Raw genomic sequence first — 15,004 nt, forward strand, 5'->3', positions numbered from 1 at the left:
CCCTGGGGACGTGGCCCGATCGGAACCACGCGAGAAAATAAATCTGACCGCGCCCGCAGCGCGGACCTGCACGTTACGGGCATCCGGCCGGTCCCGTCCAGAGTCGGCCCAGGGCATGGACACGCCTGGTGTGCCCGCGCCCGTGACCGTAACGGTCAGGTTTCGCGTCCGCGGCGGGTGTGACGCATTCGAAGCGTGCGACGCTATAAGGAGCACGGGCCTTCGCGGGCCCGAGCTGGACGGCGGTCGGGGCCTCTCCTGTGGGGGGTGGCGGCCCCGGCCGTCCCTCCAGCCCCCGCGCACCGCCTTCTCACGCTCCTCACCTTTTCCGCGCGCTTCCCGCGCCTTCCCGCCCTTTCGGGTCTTCCGTGCTGCTCAGACCCCCAGCTGGTCGGCGAGGCGGGTGAAGGCGGACCAGTTCAGCGGGGGCGTACCGGGGTCCCACAGGCGCTGGGAGAGCGCGGCGAGCGGCAGCCGGATGCCCTTGGCCACCTGCTGTTCGGTCTGGGCCCCTGGCTGGTCGGACCAGACGGCGAAGCGGCCACCGAGGACGTGGCTCGGGCCGGTCAGCTTTTTGTCGGAGACGGGCTGGGTCCCGCGCAGGGTGCCGGGGGTCCATTCGTCGTAGATGCGCTTGCCGGTGGGGTAGTAGAAGCCGTTCGGCTCGCCGAGCACGTAATAGAGGTATTCGGAGTTGAGGTTCACCACCTTGCGGCCCTCGCGCAGATACTCCACGGGCGGCCTGGCGGGCCACTTGGTGCGGCCGGTCCAGTACTCGACCTCGATGTTCTTGTCGGGCTGGACGACGCCGCCGCTGAAGAAGCCGTCGTTCCACGCCTTGGGCTCCTTGCCGAGCGAGCGGGCGACCGCCGCCCGGTCGTTCAGCCAGCCGGTGGCCAGGTCCTGGACCGTCGCCCGGGAGCCGTACTTGCGCTGGGCGGCTGCGACGAGCTGCGGGAACGACGCCTCGGGGTTCTTGACCGTGAGCGCCAGGTATTCGTCGGCGCCCAGGTGCCAGTAGCGGCCGGGGAAGAGCGGGGCGTACTCGCGCATCAGCTGGTCCACGATCCGCGCGGACGCGGGCTTGGAGATGTCCACGTCACCCTGGAACGTGGTGCCGCTCGCGTTGCGCAGCTGGAGCTCCGGATGCTGCCGGATCACCGCGCCGAGGTGGCCGGGCGAGTCGATCTCGGGGACGACCGTGATGTGCAGCTGCTGAGCCAGCCCGACGATCCGCCGGACCTGGGCCTTGGTGAGGTGCTGCGCCGAGACGATCTCGGGGTGGGTATCGCTTTGGATACGGAATCCCTGGTCGTCCGAGAAGTGCAGGCCCAGCTGGTTGAGCTTGAGGTCGGCCATCTGGCGCAGCCGCGCCTCGATCCAGCTGGCGGTGTAGAACTTGCGCGCGATGTCGAGGTTCAGCCCGCGCTGGGGGCGGTCCGGGCGGTCGTGGATGACGCCCTCGGGGAGCTTGCCGCCGTAAGCAAGGGCCTGCTTCACGGTCCGGGTGCCGTAGAAGACGCCCGCGGTGGCCGGGCCGGTGACGCGGGCGCTGCCCTTGTGGACGGTGAGCGTGTACCCCTCGGCGCCGCCGCCCTGGCCCGGCGCGACGGCGAGGGACAGATCGCCGCGGTGCGGGGTGCCGGAGGCGGTGTGCAGCCCCAGCTCGCCGGCGATCATGCGGGCCTCGTCGGCGAGCGGGCCCTTGAGGTCGGCGACCACCCGGCTGTTCTTACCGGGCTTCCAGCCGGGCCCTGACCGCGGGGTGAAGTCGCGGACGGAGGGGATCGTGCGGGGCGCGGCCGAGGGCAGCGGGGTCGCCGGGGTCGAGGCGGGCGGCGAGGTGGCGTGGGTGGCGGTGGTGTGCTGCCGTGTGGGGAGGGTGGGCGCCCGCGGGGAGGCCGTGCCGTGCTGGGTGGACTGCGTCTGCTGGCAGCCGAGGCCGACGAGGACGACGGTCGCGGCGGCACCGGCGACGCCGCCGCGGAGGATGGCCGCCCTGGTGGCGGCTCTGACGGGCAACCCCATGACGCGCACCTCACCTCTTGCGGTCCTGCTGCCTCCGTCACACCCCTGTCTACTTCACGCCATAAAACGTCCCCCTACGAGTGAATTTACGCTCTCTGCGCCACACTGGCCTCTCCACGTCGTTAGCGTGAACTGCTCACGCCCCCAGCACACCTCCCCCACGCGCCCCCGTGTGTCCCCGCGCGCCCAAGGAGTCCACGCTGTCCAGGTCCAGCCCCAGACCCCGTCCCGGGTCCCGCGACACCCGCGACACCCGCGACACCCACGGCCTCGACCGGCTCAACCGCCTGACCGCCGACGCCGCCGAGGCGGCGCTGCTCTCCTGCTGCGGCAGCCGCCGCTGGGCCCGGCTGATCGCGGACCACCGCCCGTATCCCGATCTCAGCGCGCTGCTGGCCGCCGGGGACGAGGCGAGCTACGACCTCACCCCGGCCGATCTCGCCGAGGCGCTGGCCGACGAGTCCATGACCGGCCATCCGCTGCCCGCCGAGACCGGGGTCGGCGCACTGGCGGCACACACCGCGTTACGCGCCGCGCACGCCGCGTACGAGCAGCGGTTCGGCCACGCGTTCGTGATCTGCCTGGACGGCCTGGCCCCCGAGGAGACGCTGGACCGGCTGCTGACCGGAATCCGGGACCGGCTGGGGAACGATCCCGAGGAGGAGCGGGTCAACGCCGCCGAGGAGCTGCGCCGCATCGCCCGCGGGCGGCTCACCCGACTGACCGCTCCGGGTGCCGCCATGCCGGATATCACCGGATTCCGCCCGGTATAGCGCGCCCACCTGTGCCTCTTTGATCACACCCGAGCCCCCCGCGCGAAGGTTCCGACAGCACGTCGCTACGATGGCCAGGGCCGGTGGACCGTACCCGGCCGGGCCCGACCGACAGCAAGCCGGCAGGCCCCAGTCCCCGCTTCCGGAGGGTTTTCCGTGCCGGCTGGAACGCTGTACCGCGGCCGGGAAGGCATGTGGTCCTGGGTGGCTCATCGAGTCACCGGCGTCCTCATCTTCTTCTTCCTGTTCGTACATGTCCTGGACACCTCTCTCGTCCGGGTGTCCCCCGAGGCGTACGACGACGTGGTCGCGACGTACAAGACGCCCATCGTGAACGTGATGGAGTACGGCCTGGTGGCCGCCATCCTGTTCCACGCCCTCAACGGCCTGCGTGTCATCGCCGTCGACTTCTGGTCGAAGGGCGCGAAGTACCAGCGCCAGATGCTGTGGGCCGTCGTCGGTATCTGGGCCGTGCTGATGGCCAGTGCCTTCTACCCGGTCCTCCAGCACACGCTGCGCGAACTGTTCGGGAGCTGACGCACATGTCCGCCGAGACCACCACCCCCGCGAACGACGCGGTCAGCGCGTACGACGTGGACCACCCGGCCCCGGTCATCGAGCCGCCGCGGGCCCGCACCCGCAAGACGCCCAAGGCGACCCGTACGAACTTCGAGATGTACGGCTGGCTCTTCATGCGCCTGTCCGGCATCGTCCTGGTCGTCCTCGTCCTGGGCCATCTGCTGATCCAGCTGGTGCTGGACGGCGGTGTCACCAAGATCGGCTTCGCCTTCGTGGCCGGCCGCTGGGCCTCGCCGTTCTGGCAGGCATGGGACCTGATCATGCTGTGGCTCGCCACGCTGCACGGCGCGAACGGCCTGCGCACGATCATCAACGACTACGCGGAGCGGGACAACACCCGCCTGTGGCTGAAGGGGCTGCTCTACACGGCGGCCGGATTCACCATCGTGCTCGGCACCCTGGTGATCTTCACCTTCGACCCGAACATCCGCTAGGCCCCGGGGCTGAGGTATCCACTCATGAAGATCCACAAGTACGACACCGTCATCGTGGGCGCCGGCGGCGCCGGTATGCGCGCGGCCATCGAGTCGACGAAGCGCAGCCGTACGGCGGTGCTCACCAAGCTGTACCCCACCCGCTCCCACACCGGCGCCGCCCAGGGCGGCATGGCCGCCGCCCTCGCGAACGTCGAGGAGGACAACTGGGAGTGGCACACCTTCGACACGATCAAGGGCGGCGACTACCTGGTCGACCAGGACGCCGCCGAGATCCTGGCGAAGGAGGCCATCGACTCGGTCCTCGACCTGGAGAAGATGGGCCTGCCGTTCAACCGGACCCCGGACGGCACGATCGACCAGCGCCGCTTCGGCGGCCACAGCCGTAACCACGGCGAGGCCCCGGTCCGCCGGTCCTGCTACGCCTCGGACCGCACCGGCCACATGATCCTCCAGACGCTGTACCAGAACTGCGTCAAGGAGGGCGTGGAGTTCTACAACGAGTTCTACGTCCTGGACCTCCTGATGACCGAGGTCGACGGGGTCAAGCGCACCGCGGGCGTCGTGGCGTACGAGCTGGCCACCGGCGAGCTGCACGTCTTCCAGGCGAAGGCTGTCGTCTTCGCCTCCGGCGGCTGCGGCAAGTTCTTCAAGGTGACCTCCAACGCGCACACCCTCACCGGTGACGGCCAGGCCGTCGCGTACCGGCGCGGACTGCCGCTGGAGGACATGGAGTTCTTCCAGTTCCACCCGACCGGCATCTGGCGCATGGGCATCCTGCTGACGGAGGGCGCCCGCGGTGAGGGCGGCATCCTCCGCAACAAGGACGGCGAGCGCTTCATGGAGAAGTACGCGCCGGTCATGAAGGACCTCGCCTCGCGCGACGTGGTCTCCCGCTCCATCTACACGGAGATCCGCGAGGGCCGCGGCTGCGGTCCCGAGGGCGACCACGTCTTCCTCGACCTGACCCACCTGCCGCCGGAGCAGCTGGACGCCAAGCTGCCGGACATCACCGAGTTCGCGCGCACCTACCTGGGCATCGAGCCGTACACCGACCCGATCCCGATCCAGCCCACCGCGCACTACACGATGGGCGGCATCCCGACCAACGTCGAGGGCGAGGTGCTGTCCGACAACGACACCGTCGTGCCGGGCCTCTACGCCGCGGGCGAGGTCGCGTGCGTGTCCGTGCACGGCGCCAACCGGCTGGGCACCAACTCGCTGCTCGACATCAACGTCTTCGGCCGCCGGGCGGGCATCGCCGCCGCCGAGTACTCCGCCACGGCCGACTTCGTCGAACTCCCCGAGGACCCCGCCGGGTTCGTCCGCGACCAGGTCGAGAACCTGCGCGACGCCACCGGCACCGAGCGGATCACCGAGGTGCGCCGGGCGCTCCAGGAGACCATGGACAAGAACGTCATGGTCTTCCGCACCGAGCAGACGCTCAAGGAGGCCGTCGAGGAGATCGGCAGCCTGCGCGCGCGCTACAAGAACTGCTCCGTCCAGGACAAGGGCAAGCGGTTCAACACCGACCTGCTGGAGGCCCTCGAGCTGGGCAACCTGCTCGACCTGGCCGAGGTCATGGCCATCTCCGCGCTGGCCCGCAAGGAGTCGCGCGGCGGCCACTACCGCGAGGACTACCCGAACCGCGACGACGTCAACTTCATGCGGCACACCATGGCGTACCGAGAGGTGGGCGCGGACGGCTCCGAGTCCATCCGCCTCGACTACAAGCCGGTCGTGCAGACCCGCTACCAGCCGATGGAGCGTAAGTACTGATGAGCACCCCCACGCTTGAGAAGACCGACCAGGCCCCGGAGCCGGCCGACGCCACCGCCTCGCACACGATCACGGTCACCTTCCGGATCCGGCGGTTCAACCCGGAGATCGCGGCCGATGCGTACTGGGAGGACTTCCAGCTCGACATCGACCCCAAGGAGCGCGTCCTCGACGGCCTCCACAAGATCAAGTGGGACGAGGACGGCACCCTCACCTTCCGCCGTTCCTGCGCCCACGGCATCTGCGGCTCCGACGCCATGCGGATCAACGGCCGCAACCGGCTGGCCTGCAAGACGCTGATCAAGGACATCAACCCGGAAAAGCCCATCACGGTCGAGCCCATCAAGGGCCTCACGGTCCTCAAGGACCTGGTCGTGGACATGGAGCCGTTCTTCCAGGCGTACCGCGATGTGATGCCCTTCCTGATCACGACGGGCAACGAGCCGACGCGCGAGCGCCGGCAGTCCGCCGAGGACCGCGAGCGGTTCGACGACACCACCAAGTGCATCCTGTGCGCCGCGTGCACCTCCTCGTGCCCGGTGTTCTGGAACGACGGCCAGTACTTCGGCCCGGCGGCGATCGTCAACGCGCACCGCTTCATCTTCGACTCGCGCGACGAGGGCGGTGAGCAGCGTCTGGAGATCCTGAACGACAAGGACGGCGTCTGGCGCTGCCGCACCACCTTCAACTGCACCGACGCATGCCCCCGTGGCATCGAGGTCACCAAGGCCATCCAGGAGGTGAAGCGCGCGCTGATCACGCGTCGCTTCTGAGCCGCCTGTAGTGCCGTACCGCATGGGCCCGCCCCCTCGTCCGGGGGCGGGCCCATAGCGTTTTCACAGCCGTTGAACGCCCGCTGCGACCTCGACGTACCTCCTGGGGAAGAGGGTGGATGGGGCACGTTCATCAAGGGGTGAAAGCGTGACCGGCACGCAGGAGCGCGGCGCTGAGGAACGAACCGGCCGGCCCATGAGCGACAGCCGCCCGTTAAGTGACGAACTCGCATGGCGCGGCGGGCTCGATCCGGTCCGCGCCACCCGCATCGGGCTGCAACTCCTCGCCGTCCTCGACTCCGCCCATCGCGCGGGCATCGTCCACGGTGACATCAGCCCCGCGCGGGTCCTGCTGCGTTCCGACGGCGAGGTCGTCCTCTCCGGCTTCGGCCATGTCGGCACCGAGCCGTCCCGGCAGGTCACCGACCCCGCGTACGCCTCCCCTGAGCAGGCGCGCGCCACCGGCGCGTGCGCCGCGTCCGACATGTGGGCGCTGGGCGCGGTCCTGTTCGCCATGGTCGAGGGCCGCCCGCCGCACCGGGGCCGGGCCTCCCCTGAGGAGACGCTGCGGGTGATCCGGGAGGAGCCCGTACCGCCCCCGCCGCACGCCGGGCCGCTGGTCCAGGTCATCCACGGGCTGCTGCGCGACGATCCGAAGGAGCGGCTGACCGCCCCGGTGGTGCGCCAGGCCCTGGAGCGCATCCTGAACGAGGGCGAGCCCGTCGTGATCAGCGCGGCGCCGCGCATGCCGTGGCTGCGCAATACGTACGAGGCGTGGTTCCCGTCGGCGCGGCGCGGCGGCGGGGGCGGGGGGCGCGGCGCTGGGCGCGGGGGGCGCAGGGGCGGCCCGTTCGCGCTAACCATCGCGACCCTGGTCCTCGGAACGGCGGCCTCCGTACTGGCCCTGACCACCACCAGCGGCCTGACCGGCGGCGACAACCGCGCCTCCGACGCCTCCCCCTCCGCCCCGCCGCCGGGCGGAGCGCCCCCGAGCCTGCCGCGCGAGGACCCCCCGCCCTCCACCCCCGGGGATTCCGCCCCGCCCGGGTCGTCCGCCCCCGGCCAGCCCCCGCCGTCCTCGTCCGCTCCCCCGCCCGCCGGTTCCGGCGGCGGCGCCTACCCCGGCCCCGACGACCCGCCGCCGCCCGGCTACTACCGCTACGAGAGCGAGGCGGGCGGGTTCTCGATCGACCTCCCCAAGGGCTGGAAGCAGGTCAAGAGCGGTTCGCGCTTCCACATCAAGTTCGCCGCGGAGGGCGACGACCGCAATCTGGTGGTGACCTTCGGAAAGGGCCCCGAACAGGACCCCGTCGACGGCTGGAAGCGCCTGATCCCGACGATCGAGAAGCTGTACCCCGGCTTCCAGCGGATCGACGACATCCGCCGGGTCGACTACCGCAAGTGGAAGGCCGCCGACATGGAGTGGAGCACCGCGGTCGGGCAGGACCGGCTCCGCACGTTCGGCCGCGGCTTCCTGGTCGGCGACGGCCGCGGCTTCTCCATCCGCTGGACCACCCCGGCGGGCGACTGGAACGCCAAGGAGAACAAGCAGGCGCTCGGCATCTTCCTCGGCTCCTTCGAGCAGACGAAGGGCTAGGAGGCGTGCCGGCTCCGAAGGGCCGGGAGGCGTCCTGGCTCAAGCGCGGGTCGAGGCCAGTTCCACGACGGTGACGTCCGGCGGCGCCCCGACCCGCACCGGCGGGCCCCAGGCGCCCGCGCCGCGGGTGACGTAGAGCTGGGTGTCGCCGTACCGCTCCAGCCCCGCCACGGTGGGGTTGGCCAGCGCCGCGACGTACTCGCCCGGCCACAGCTGCCCGCCGTGCGTATGGCCGGACAGCTGGAGGTCGACGCCGCGCTCCACCGCGTCGTCGATCACCACCGGCTGATGGGCCAGCAGGACGGACGCCCGTGCCCGGTCGCGGTCGCCGAGCGCCCGCTCGAAGTCGGGCCCCTGCCCCTCGTCCTCCCCCGCCACGTCGTTCACCCCGGCGAGGTCGAACCAGGGCAGCTCGACGCGCTCGTTCTCCAACGGGCGGACGCCGAGCTCGCGGACGTGGTCGACCCACTGCCGCGCGCCGGAGAAGTACTCGTGGTTCCCGGTGACGAAGAAGCTCCCCAGACGGCTGCGCAGCCCGCGCAGCGGCTCGGCGGCCGGGCCGAGGTCCGCGACGCTGCCGTCCACGAGATCGCCGACGACGGCGATGAGGTCGGGGTTCGTACGGTTGATCGTCTCGACCACGCGCCGGGTGTGCGAGCGGCCGAGGACCGGGCCGAGGTGGATGTCGCTGACGACGGCGATCCGGAAGCCGTGGGCGCGGCGCGGCAGCTTCGCCAGCGGCACGGTGACCCGCTTGACCCGCGGCCCGCGCAGCACGGTGTACGTCCCGTACCCGACCGTCCCGGCGGCCGCCGCAGTCGCGCCCGCGGCCACGGCCCGGGCGACGAACAGCCGCCGCGGGGCCGTACGGACCGGTTCGGCCACCTGAGGCGGCTGGGGCGCCTGAGGTGCCTCGGGGGCCGGGCCTCCCGGCGCGGCGGCGGGCACCGGGGCCGGAGCGGGAGCGGGGGCCGGTGCGGCGGCGGCTTCGGGTGCCGGGCGGCGCTTCAGCCAGGCGTGCAGGAGGGGGCGTACCGCCTCGCCGACCAGCAGGGCCAGGGTCAGATACAGCAGCAGCGCCAGCCACAGATACCCCGGCCAGGCCAGCACCCGCTGGAGCGGGAAGGGCACGCCCGTGCGGCTCGCGACCAGGGCCCCGACGGTGATCAGCGGAAGCGCGAAGGCCGCCACCGTGCCCGTACGGCGTGCCGCCCCGCCGGGCGCCGTCGTGTCGCGGATCAGCCGCCGCCACACGTACCAGTGCACGCCGACGAGCAGACCGACGACGGCCAGTGCGATCAGGACGAAGAGCACGACCATCCCCGGTCCTCCCCTATGCGGCTGTGGAGCTGTTATTCGGCTGTGGAGCTGTCTGAATGGCTACTCTTCGGCGTCATTTCGGCGCAGAGCGCGCAACCCACGCAACCCGATCACCCCGATGGCCGTCCCCAGGAGAAAGGACGTGATCGCGAGCAGCAGATGCACCCAAAAGTACGCGGTGGGGTCGCCTGCGTCGTCGAAAGCGAGCCCACTGGCGTCCTTCCACAAGTTTTTGACAAAGGTGAACCAGATGACCCAGCTCCAGACCCCGAAGGCGAGCAGGAACCAGGACACGGGGCGGCTGAGCTTCATGGTCTCCAGTATGGGCACCGGAACGCATGCCTCCACGCGGGGGTCCACCACCCATAAGACGGCGGTGCTTTCGCCGTCCGTGGCGGCTGCGGGTACGTTCGCAGACGTGCCGATCTCTTCGAACACCTTCACGTCGCGAGGCGCCGCCGCGCCGCTGGCTGTCACCGCAGCCCTGTTGCTGTCCACCCTGTTGTCCACCTCTCCCGCGCTCGCCGCCGACGACCCGGGCGGCGCCCAGGGAGCCGAGGCCGCGAAGCCTCCCGCCCGGATGTCCACGGTGGGCGGGGCACGGCTCGGCCGGCCCGGCACCCAGGTGGACCCGAAGAAGGGCGCGCCCGCGCTGCCGACGGAGCTGAGCGGTAAGTCCTGGATGGTCGCGGACGCCGAGACGGGCGACGTGCTGGCCTCGCACAACGCCCACTGGCAGCTGCCGCCCGCGAGCACGCTGAAGATGCTGTTCGCGGACACCGTGCTGCCGAAGTTCCCCAAGACGCAGAAGCACACGGTGCGGACGTCGGACCTGGCCGGGATGGGCGCGGGCAGCAGCCTGGTCGGGGTGAAGGAGAACCTCAGCTACACGGTGCACGACCTGTGGCTTGGCGTCTTCCTGCGCTCGGGCAACGACGCGGTGCACGTCCTGTCCGCGATGAACGGCGGCGTCCCGGCGACCGTGCGGGACATGCAGGCGCACGCCAAACAGCTGAACGCGCTGGACACCCATGTCGTCACGCCGGACGGCTACGACGAGAAGGGCCAGTACAGCAGCGCGTACGACCTCACGCTGTTCGCCAGGTCCGGGCTCCAGAAGGCGGACTTCCGGGAGTACTGCTCGACGGCGACCGCCCAGTTCCCGGGGGAATATAAAAAGGATAAAAAGGGCAAGAAGGTCCGCATGAGCTTCGGGATCCAGAACACCGACCGCTTGCTGACCGGCATCGACGTCAAGCAGTACAAGGGCCTGGCGGGGGTCAAGAACGGCTATACGAGCAACGCGGGCTCCACCTTCACCGGCGTGGCCCAGCGCGGCAAACGGGTCCTGCTCGTCACGGTCATGAACCCGCAGAAGCCGGAGCCCTTCGGGGTCTACAAGGAGACGGCGAAGCTGTTCGACTGGGGGTTCGACGCGGCGGACTCCGTGAATCCGGTCGGCACCCTCGTCCGCCCCGGACAGGCGGGCCTGAACCAGAGCCATGCCTCGGCGGACGGCGCGAAGAAGGGCGACGAGCACACCCAGGCGTCCGTCTCGGGCGGCGGCTCGGGCGGCATGTGGACGGCGGCCGGGATCGCGGTCGGTTCGCTGGCCGTGCTGGGCGCGGTGGCGTTCGCGGTGACCCGCCGCTGGCCGCGCCGGGGCTGAGTCACGCCGCCGAGCGGCCGGGGCCTTCGTCCCGGCCGCTCGGCCCGAGCGTGTCCGGTCCGCTCTTCTCCGGCTCCCCTTCCTGCTCTTCCGGACCTTCCTCCTCAGGCTCTTCGCCCGTCTCCTCGGTGGCCGATCCGGTGGCGGTCCAGGCGGCGCAGTACAGGGTGAGCTTCGCGGTGAAGTTGATCCACAGCAGCAGCGCGATGGGCACGCCGAACGCCCCGTACATGCTCTTGGCCGCCACCCCCCGCAGATAGCTGCTCAGCAGCAGCTTCAGCAGTTCGAAGCCGATCGCGCCGATGAGCGCGGCGACCACGACCCGCCGGCGCGGCGGCTCGACCCTGGGCAGCCAGGTCAGGACGTAGCACAGCAGCAGGAAGTCGGCCACGACGGCGATCAGGAACGCGGCGATCCACAGCAGCCAGCCGCCCACCCCGTACTCGGGGATGTGGAGGAGCTGCGTCACCCGGTGGACGACGGTGACGGCCAGCGTCGAGACCGCGAACGAGGCGAGGGCGACGCCGCCCAGGCCGAGGAGCACCAGGCCGTCCTTGAGCTTGCGCACCACCGGGTTGCCGGGATCCTCCTCCAGCTCCCAGACGGCGCGCAGGCATTCGCGCAGCGAGCCCACCCACCCGATGCCGGTGAACAGCAGCAGGGCGCCCGCGACGATCCCGATGGTCGCGGCGTTCTGGATCAGACTGCTCAGATCGAGCTGACCGGAGATGCCGGGGATCTGCTGGGCGACCTTCCGCTGGAGCTGATGCATCTGCGACTCGGTGAGCGTCGCGGCGCCGATGGCCGCCCCCACGGTGACGAGGGGGAAGAAGGCGAGGAAGCTGATGAAGGTGATCGCGGCCGCGAGACGGGTCCAGTGGACGCGGTCCAGCCGTTCGTACGAACGCCAGGCATGGGTACGCGTCAGCCGGGTGAGGGCGGGGCCGATGAGCGGCAACCGGGTCAGCCAGTCCATGATCAACAACTACCCTTCCGCCGATTTTTACTCCTCGGCGGCGGGTTCCCGTTTCTCCGCTACTCCACGACTGCCGCTACTCCATTCCGCCGACCGCTTCTGCTCGCTTCCGCTTGCTTCTGTCGGACGGCGGGCCGGGGCTACCAGGGCGAGGGGGCCGCGGGGCGGGTGAGATCGACCTGACGGGGCACCACGGGGGCGGCCGTCTCGGGTGGTTCGCCCGAACCGCCGGAGCCGAAGGGGTACTCGCGGTCCAGCCGCCACACCCCGTCCGCCCCCTGCTCGTACAGCGCGAAGCCGTTGATCGTCCAGGCCGCCTCGAAGTCCTTCAGCTCCGCGAACGCCCGGTCCATGGCCTCCTCGCCGATGCCGTGCGCGACGGTGACGTGCGGGTGGTACGGGAACAGGAGCTCACGGGCGCACGGCCCGTGCGGCGCCCGGATCCGCTCCTGGAGCGCCATGCACTCCTCCGCGCCCTCGACGATGTTGACGAAGACGACGGGCGAGATCGGGCGGAAGGTCCCCGTCCCCTCAAGCCGCATCGAGAACGGCCGCCCCTCCGCCGCGACCTGGGCCAGATGGGCCTCGACCGCGGGCAGCGCCGCGGCGTCGGCCTCGGTCGGCGGCAGGAGGGTGACATGCGTGGGGATGCCGTGAGCGGCCGGGTCCCCGAAGCCCGCGCGCTGCTCCTGGAGGAAGCTGCCGTACGGCTCCGGGACCGCGATCGAAACGCCGAGCGTTACGGTCCCCACTGCGTTCTCCCTCCTGGCCCTCCCGGGCTGCTGGCCTTCAGTCCGCTGCACCGGTGCCAGTGTGGCGGCTGTGCCGCCTTCGCGGCTAGATTCCACGATTCTTCGGCACACGGGCCGAAGAACCCCCTGGTCAGCGGTGGGCCGCTGTACACTCCACCGGCGATCGCCCGGGGCGCGCACGCCCCGGGGCTCGCGGGGAGGCCCCCCTGACGCTCAGCGCGCCGCGGGCAGGAACCCCACCTTGTCGTAGGCGAGCGCCAGCGTCTCGGCGGCGACGGCACGCGCCTTGTCCGCCCCCTTGGCCAGGATTCCGTCCAACGTCCCCGGGTCCGCCAGGTATTCCTGGGTCCGCTCGCGGAACGGCGTCACCCACTCGACCAGCACCTCGGCCAGGTCGGTCTTGAGCGCGCCGTACCCCTTGCCCTCGTACCGGGACTCCAGATCCGCGATCGAGCTGCCGGTGAGGGTGGAGTAGATGGTCAGCAGATTGCTGACGCCGGGCTTCTTCTCCTCGTCGAAGCGGATCTCGGTCTCCAGGTCGGTGACCGCGCTCTTGATCTTCTTCGCGGAGACCTTCGGCTCGTCGAGGAGGTTGACGATGCCCTTGGGGGTGGAGGCCGACTTGCTCATCTTGATCGTCGGGTCCTGGAGATCGTAGATCTTCCCGGTCTCCTTGACGATGAACGGGGCGGGGACGGTGAAGGTCTCGCCGAAGCGGCCGTTGAAACGGTCGGCGAGATCACGGGTCAGCTCGATGTGCTGGCGCTGGTCCTCGCCGACGGGCACGTGGTTGGCCTGGTAGAGCAGGATGTCCGCGACCTGGAGGATCGGGTACGTGAAGAGGCCGACGGTCGACCGGTCGGCGCCCTGCTTGGCCGACTTGTCCTTGAACTGGGTCATGCGGGACGCCTCGCCGAAGCCGGTGAGGCAGTTCATCACCCAGCCGAGCTGGGCGTGCTCGGGCACATGGCTCTGGATGAAGAGCGTGCAGCGGTCCGGGTCGAGACCGGAGGCGAGCAGCTGGGCTGCGGCGAGCCTGCTGTTGGCTCGCAGCTCCGCCGGATCCTGCGGAACGGTGATCGCGTGCAGGTCGACGACGGTGTAGAACGCGTCGTGGGTCTCCTGCAGCGCGACGTACTGCCGGATCGCACCGAGGTAGTTCCCGAGGTGGAAGGAGCCTGCGGTGGGCTGGATACCGGAGAGCGCACGGGGACGATCAAGGGCCATGCCACCCATTCTCTCAGGTGTGGAACCGGACTCGGTCCGCCGGTGTATCAAAGGTGTGAGGACTCGTGAGGGGGCGCGGGAGGGGGACCTCGTCGCGCAGGACGAAGCAGGGTTGGAAGCAGCACGGGACGCGGCAGAGCTGGACGCGGGACCGGACGCAGCGCAGGACGCGGCCGGGCCGGACGCGGGCGTGATCGCCCGGGTGCGGGCCGGGGAGACCGAGGCGTATGCCGAGCTGGTGCGCGCCCACGCACCGATAGCGCTGCGCACCGCGGCGCTGATGGGCGCGGGCGCGGACGCCGAGGACGTGGTGCAGGACGCCTTCGTGAAGGCGTATCTCGCGCTGGGCACCTTCCGGGGCGACGCGGCGTTCCGGCCGTGGCTGCTGCGGATCGTCGCCAATGAGACGCGGAACGCGGTGCGCTCGGCGCGTCGGCAGCAGACGGCGGTGGACCGGGAAGGCGCGATGCGCGGGGCCGATCCGGCGATACCGGAGAGCGCGGATCCGGCGGCCGTGGCGCTCGCGGACGAGCGGCGGGCGCGGCTGATGGCCGCGCTGGACGAGCTGAGCGAGCCGCAGCGATGGGTGGTCACCTATCGCTATCTGCTGGATCTGGACGAGGCGGAGACCGCGGCAGCCCTGGGCTGGCCGCGCGGCACGGTGAAGTCGCGGCTGAGCCGCGCGCTGCGGCGGCTGGAGCTGCTGCTGGAGGCGGACGCCCCGGTGCGGGCACAGCAGACACGACAGACACAGCAATCACGGCAGGGAGGCATAGGGGATGGACGGGGAAGGGCTGCCCGGCGAGCTGAGGGCGCTCGGGCGCGCACTGGAGGAGCCAGCACCCGCCGACCCACCGGCGGACGGCCCCCTGGCACCCGGCGTGCCGTCGGTGAGCGGCGAGACGCTGGTCGAGCGGGTGCTGGCCCGGATCGTGGGCCCGCCGGATCGCGCGGCGCCCGAAAACCGGCTCCGGATCGATGAGGAGCAGTGGTGGCGGGACCTGCCCGGCCTGGAGGCGGGGCAGGGGCCCACGGGCACCCTCGGCCGGTCGGCGGACCGGCGGCGACGCGACAGCCCGCCCCCGTCCCAGCGGCCA

At 70.9% G+C, this 15,004-nt stretch carries 13 protein-coding genes and 1 pseudogene; 8 read left to right on the plus strand and 6 right to left on the minus strand.

The window, feature by feature from the left end:
• Positions 1–375 precede the first annotated feature (375 nt).
• On the minus strand, positions 376–2,028 hold the full coding sequence (locus ACH4TL_RS24480) for a glycoside hydrolase family 20 protein (RefSeq protein ID WP_398319555.1): 1,653 nt from the start codon (positions 2,026–2,028) through the stop codon (positions 376–378).
• Between the two features lie 170 nt (positions 2,029–2,198).
• Here ACH4TL_RS24480 and ACH4TL_RS24485 point away from each other — a divergent pair, with 170 nt between their 5' ends.
• From ACH4TL_RS24485 to ACH4TL_RS24510, 6 genes are all read left to right on the plus strand, one after another.
• On the plus strand, positions 2,199–2,801 hold the full coding sequence (locus tag ACH4TL_RS24485; RefSeq protein ID WP_398319552.1) for a 2-oxo-4-hydroxy-4-carboxy-5-ureidoimidazoline decarboxylase: 603 nt from the start codon (positions 2,199–2,201) through the stop codon (positions 2,799–2,801).
• Positions 2,802–2,957: 156 nt separating this feature from the next.
• Positions 2,958–3,338, plus strand: a complete 381-nt coding sequence (gene sdhC / locus ACH4TL_RS24490) for a succinate dehydrogenase, cytochrome b556 subunit (protein ID WP_398319549.1) — start codon at positions 2,958–2,960, stop codon at positions 3,336–3,338.
• A 5-nt stretch (positions 3,339–3,343) separates the two neighbouring features.
• Positions 3,344–3,814 carry a succinate dehydrogenase hydrophobic membrane anchor subunit gene (locus ACH4TL_RS24495; protein WP_398319546.1) on the plus strand — a complete coding sequence of 157 codons (471 nt, stop codon included), beginning with the start codon at positions 3,344–3,346 and terminating at the stop codon, positions 3,812–3,814.
• Positions 3,815–3,838: 24 nt separating this feature from the next.
• Positions 3,839–5,593: a succinate dehydrogenase flavoprotein subunit gene (sdhA, locus tag ACH4TL_RS24500; RefSeq protein ID WP_398319543.1), complete on the plus strand. Its 1,755-nt coding sequence runs from the start codon at positions 3,839–3,841 to the stop codon at positions 5,591–5,593.
• On the plus strand, positions 5,593–6,366 hold the full coding sequence (locus tag ACH4TL_RS24505) for a succinate dehydrogenase iron-sulfur subunit (RefSeq protein WP_398319539.1): 774 nt from the start codon (positions 5,593–5,595) through the stop codon (positions 6,364–6,366). Before sdhA ends, ACH4TL_RS24505 begins: the two co-directional genes overlap by 1 nt.
• A gap of 148 nt (positions 6,367–6,514) precedes the next feature.
• Positions 6,515–7,963 carry an APA family fibronectin-binding glycoprotein gene (locus ACH4TL_RS24510; protein WP_398319536.1) on the plus strand — a complete coding sequence of 483 codons (1,449 nt, stop codon included), beginning with the start codon at positions 6,515–6,517 and terminating at the stop codon, positions 7,961–7,963.
• 39 nt (positions 7,964–8,002) lie between these two features.
• Here ACH4TL_RS24510 and ACH4TL_RS24515 read toward each other — a convergent pair whose 3' ends face one another.
• On the minus strand, positions 8,003–9,283 hold the full coding sequence (locus ACH4TL_RS24515) for a metallophosphoesterase (RefSeq protein ID WP_398319533.1): 1,281 nt from the start codon (positions 9,281–9,283) through the stop codon (positions 8,003–8,005).
• Between the two features lie 60 nt (positions 9,284–9,343).
• Entirely contained in the window at positions 9,344–9,595 is a 252-nt protein-coding gene (locus ACH4TL_RS24520; RefSeq protein WP_055547269.1) for an SCO4848 family membrane protein, read from the minus strand.
• Positions 9,596–9,605: 10 nt separating this feature from the next.
• On the opposite strand from ACH4TL_RS24520, the gene ACH4TL_RS24525 reads away from it, so the two are divergent.
• Entirely contained in the window at positions 9,606–10,952 is a 1,347-nt protein-coding gene (locus ACH4TL_RS24525) for a D-alanyl-D-alanine carboxypeptidase family protein (RefSeq protein ID WP_398319530.1), read from the plus strand.
• Between the two features lies 1 nt (position 10,953).
• Here the strand turns inward: ACH4TL_RS24525 and ACH4TL_RS24530 are convergent, their stop codons facing one another.
• The 3 genes from ACH4TL_RS24530 to trpS form a co-directional block, all read right to left on the minus strand.
• Positions 10,954–11,928 (minus strand): YihY/virulence factor BrkB family protein, encoded by a 975-nt coding sequence (locus ACH4TL_RS24530; protein ID WP_398319527.1) that lies wholly within the window; start codon positions 11,926–11,928, stop codon positions 10,954–10,956.
• Positions 11,929–12,068: 140 nt separating this feature from the next.
• A complete protein-coding gene (locus ACH4TL_RS24535; RefSeq protein WP_398319524.1) occupies positions 12,069–12,680 on the minus strand; it encodes a 2'-5' RNA ligase family protein in 612 nt (203 codons plus the stop codon).
• Positions 12,681–12,893: 213 nt separating this feature from the next.
• Positions 12,894–13,907 carry a tryptophan--tRNA ligase gene (trpS, locus tag ACH4TL_RS24540; RefSeq protein WP_398319521.1) on the minus strand — a complete coding sequence of 338 codons (1,014 nt, stop codon included), beginning with the start codon at positions 13,905–13,907 and terminating at the stop codon, positions 12,894–12,896.
• Positions 13,908–14,097: 190 nt separating this feature from the next.
• On the opposite strand from trpS, the pseudogene ACH4TL_RS24545 reads away from it, so the two are divergent.
• A pseudogene (locus tag ACH4TL_RS24545) lies at positions 14,098–14,655 on the plus strand (RNA polymerase sigma factor); the annotation flags it as partial.
• Positions 14,656–15,004 lie beyond the last annotated feature (349 nt).

The organism is Streptomyces sp. NPDC021115 (assembly GCF_044333065.1).
Lineage (GTDB): Bacteria > Actinomycetota > Actinomycetes > Streptomycetales > Streptomycetaceae > Streptomyces.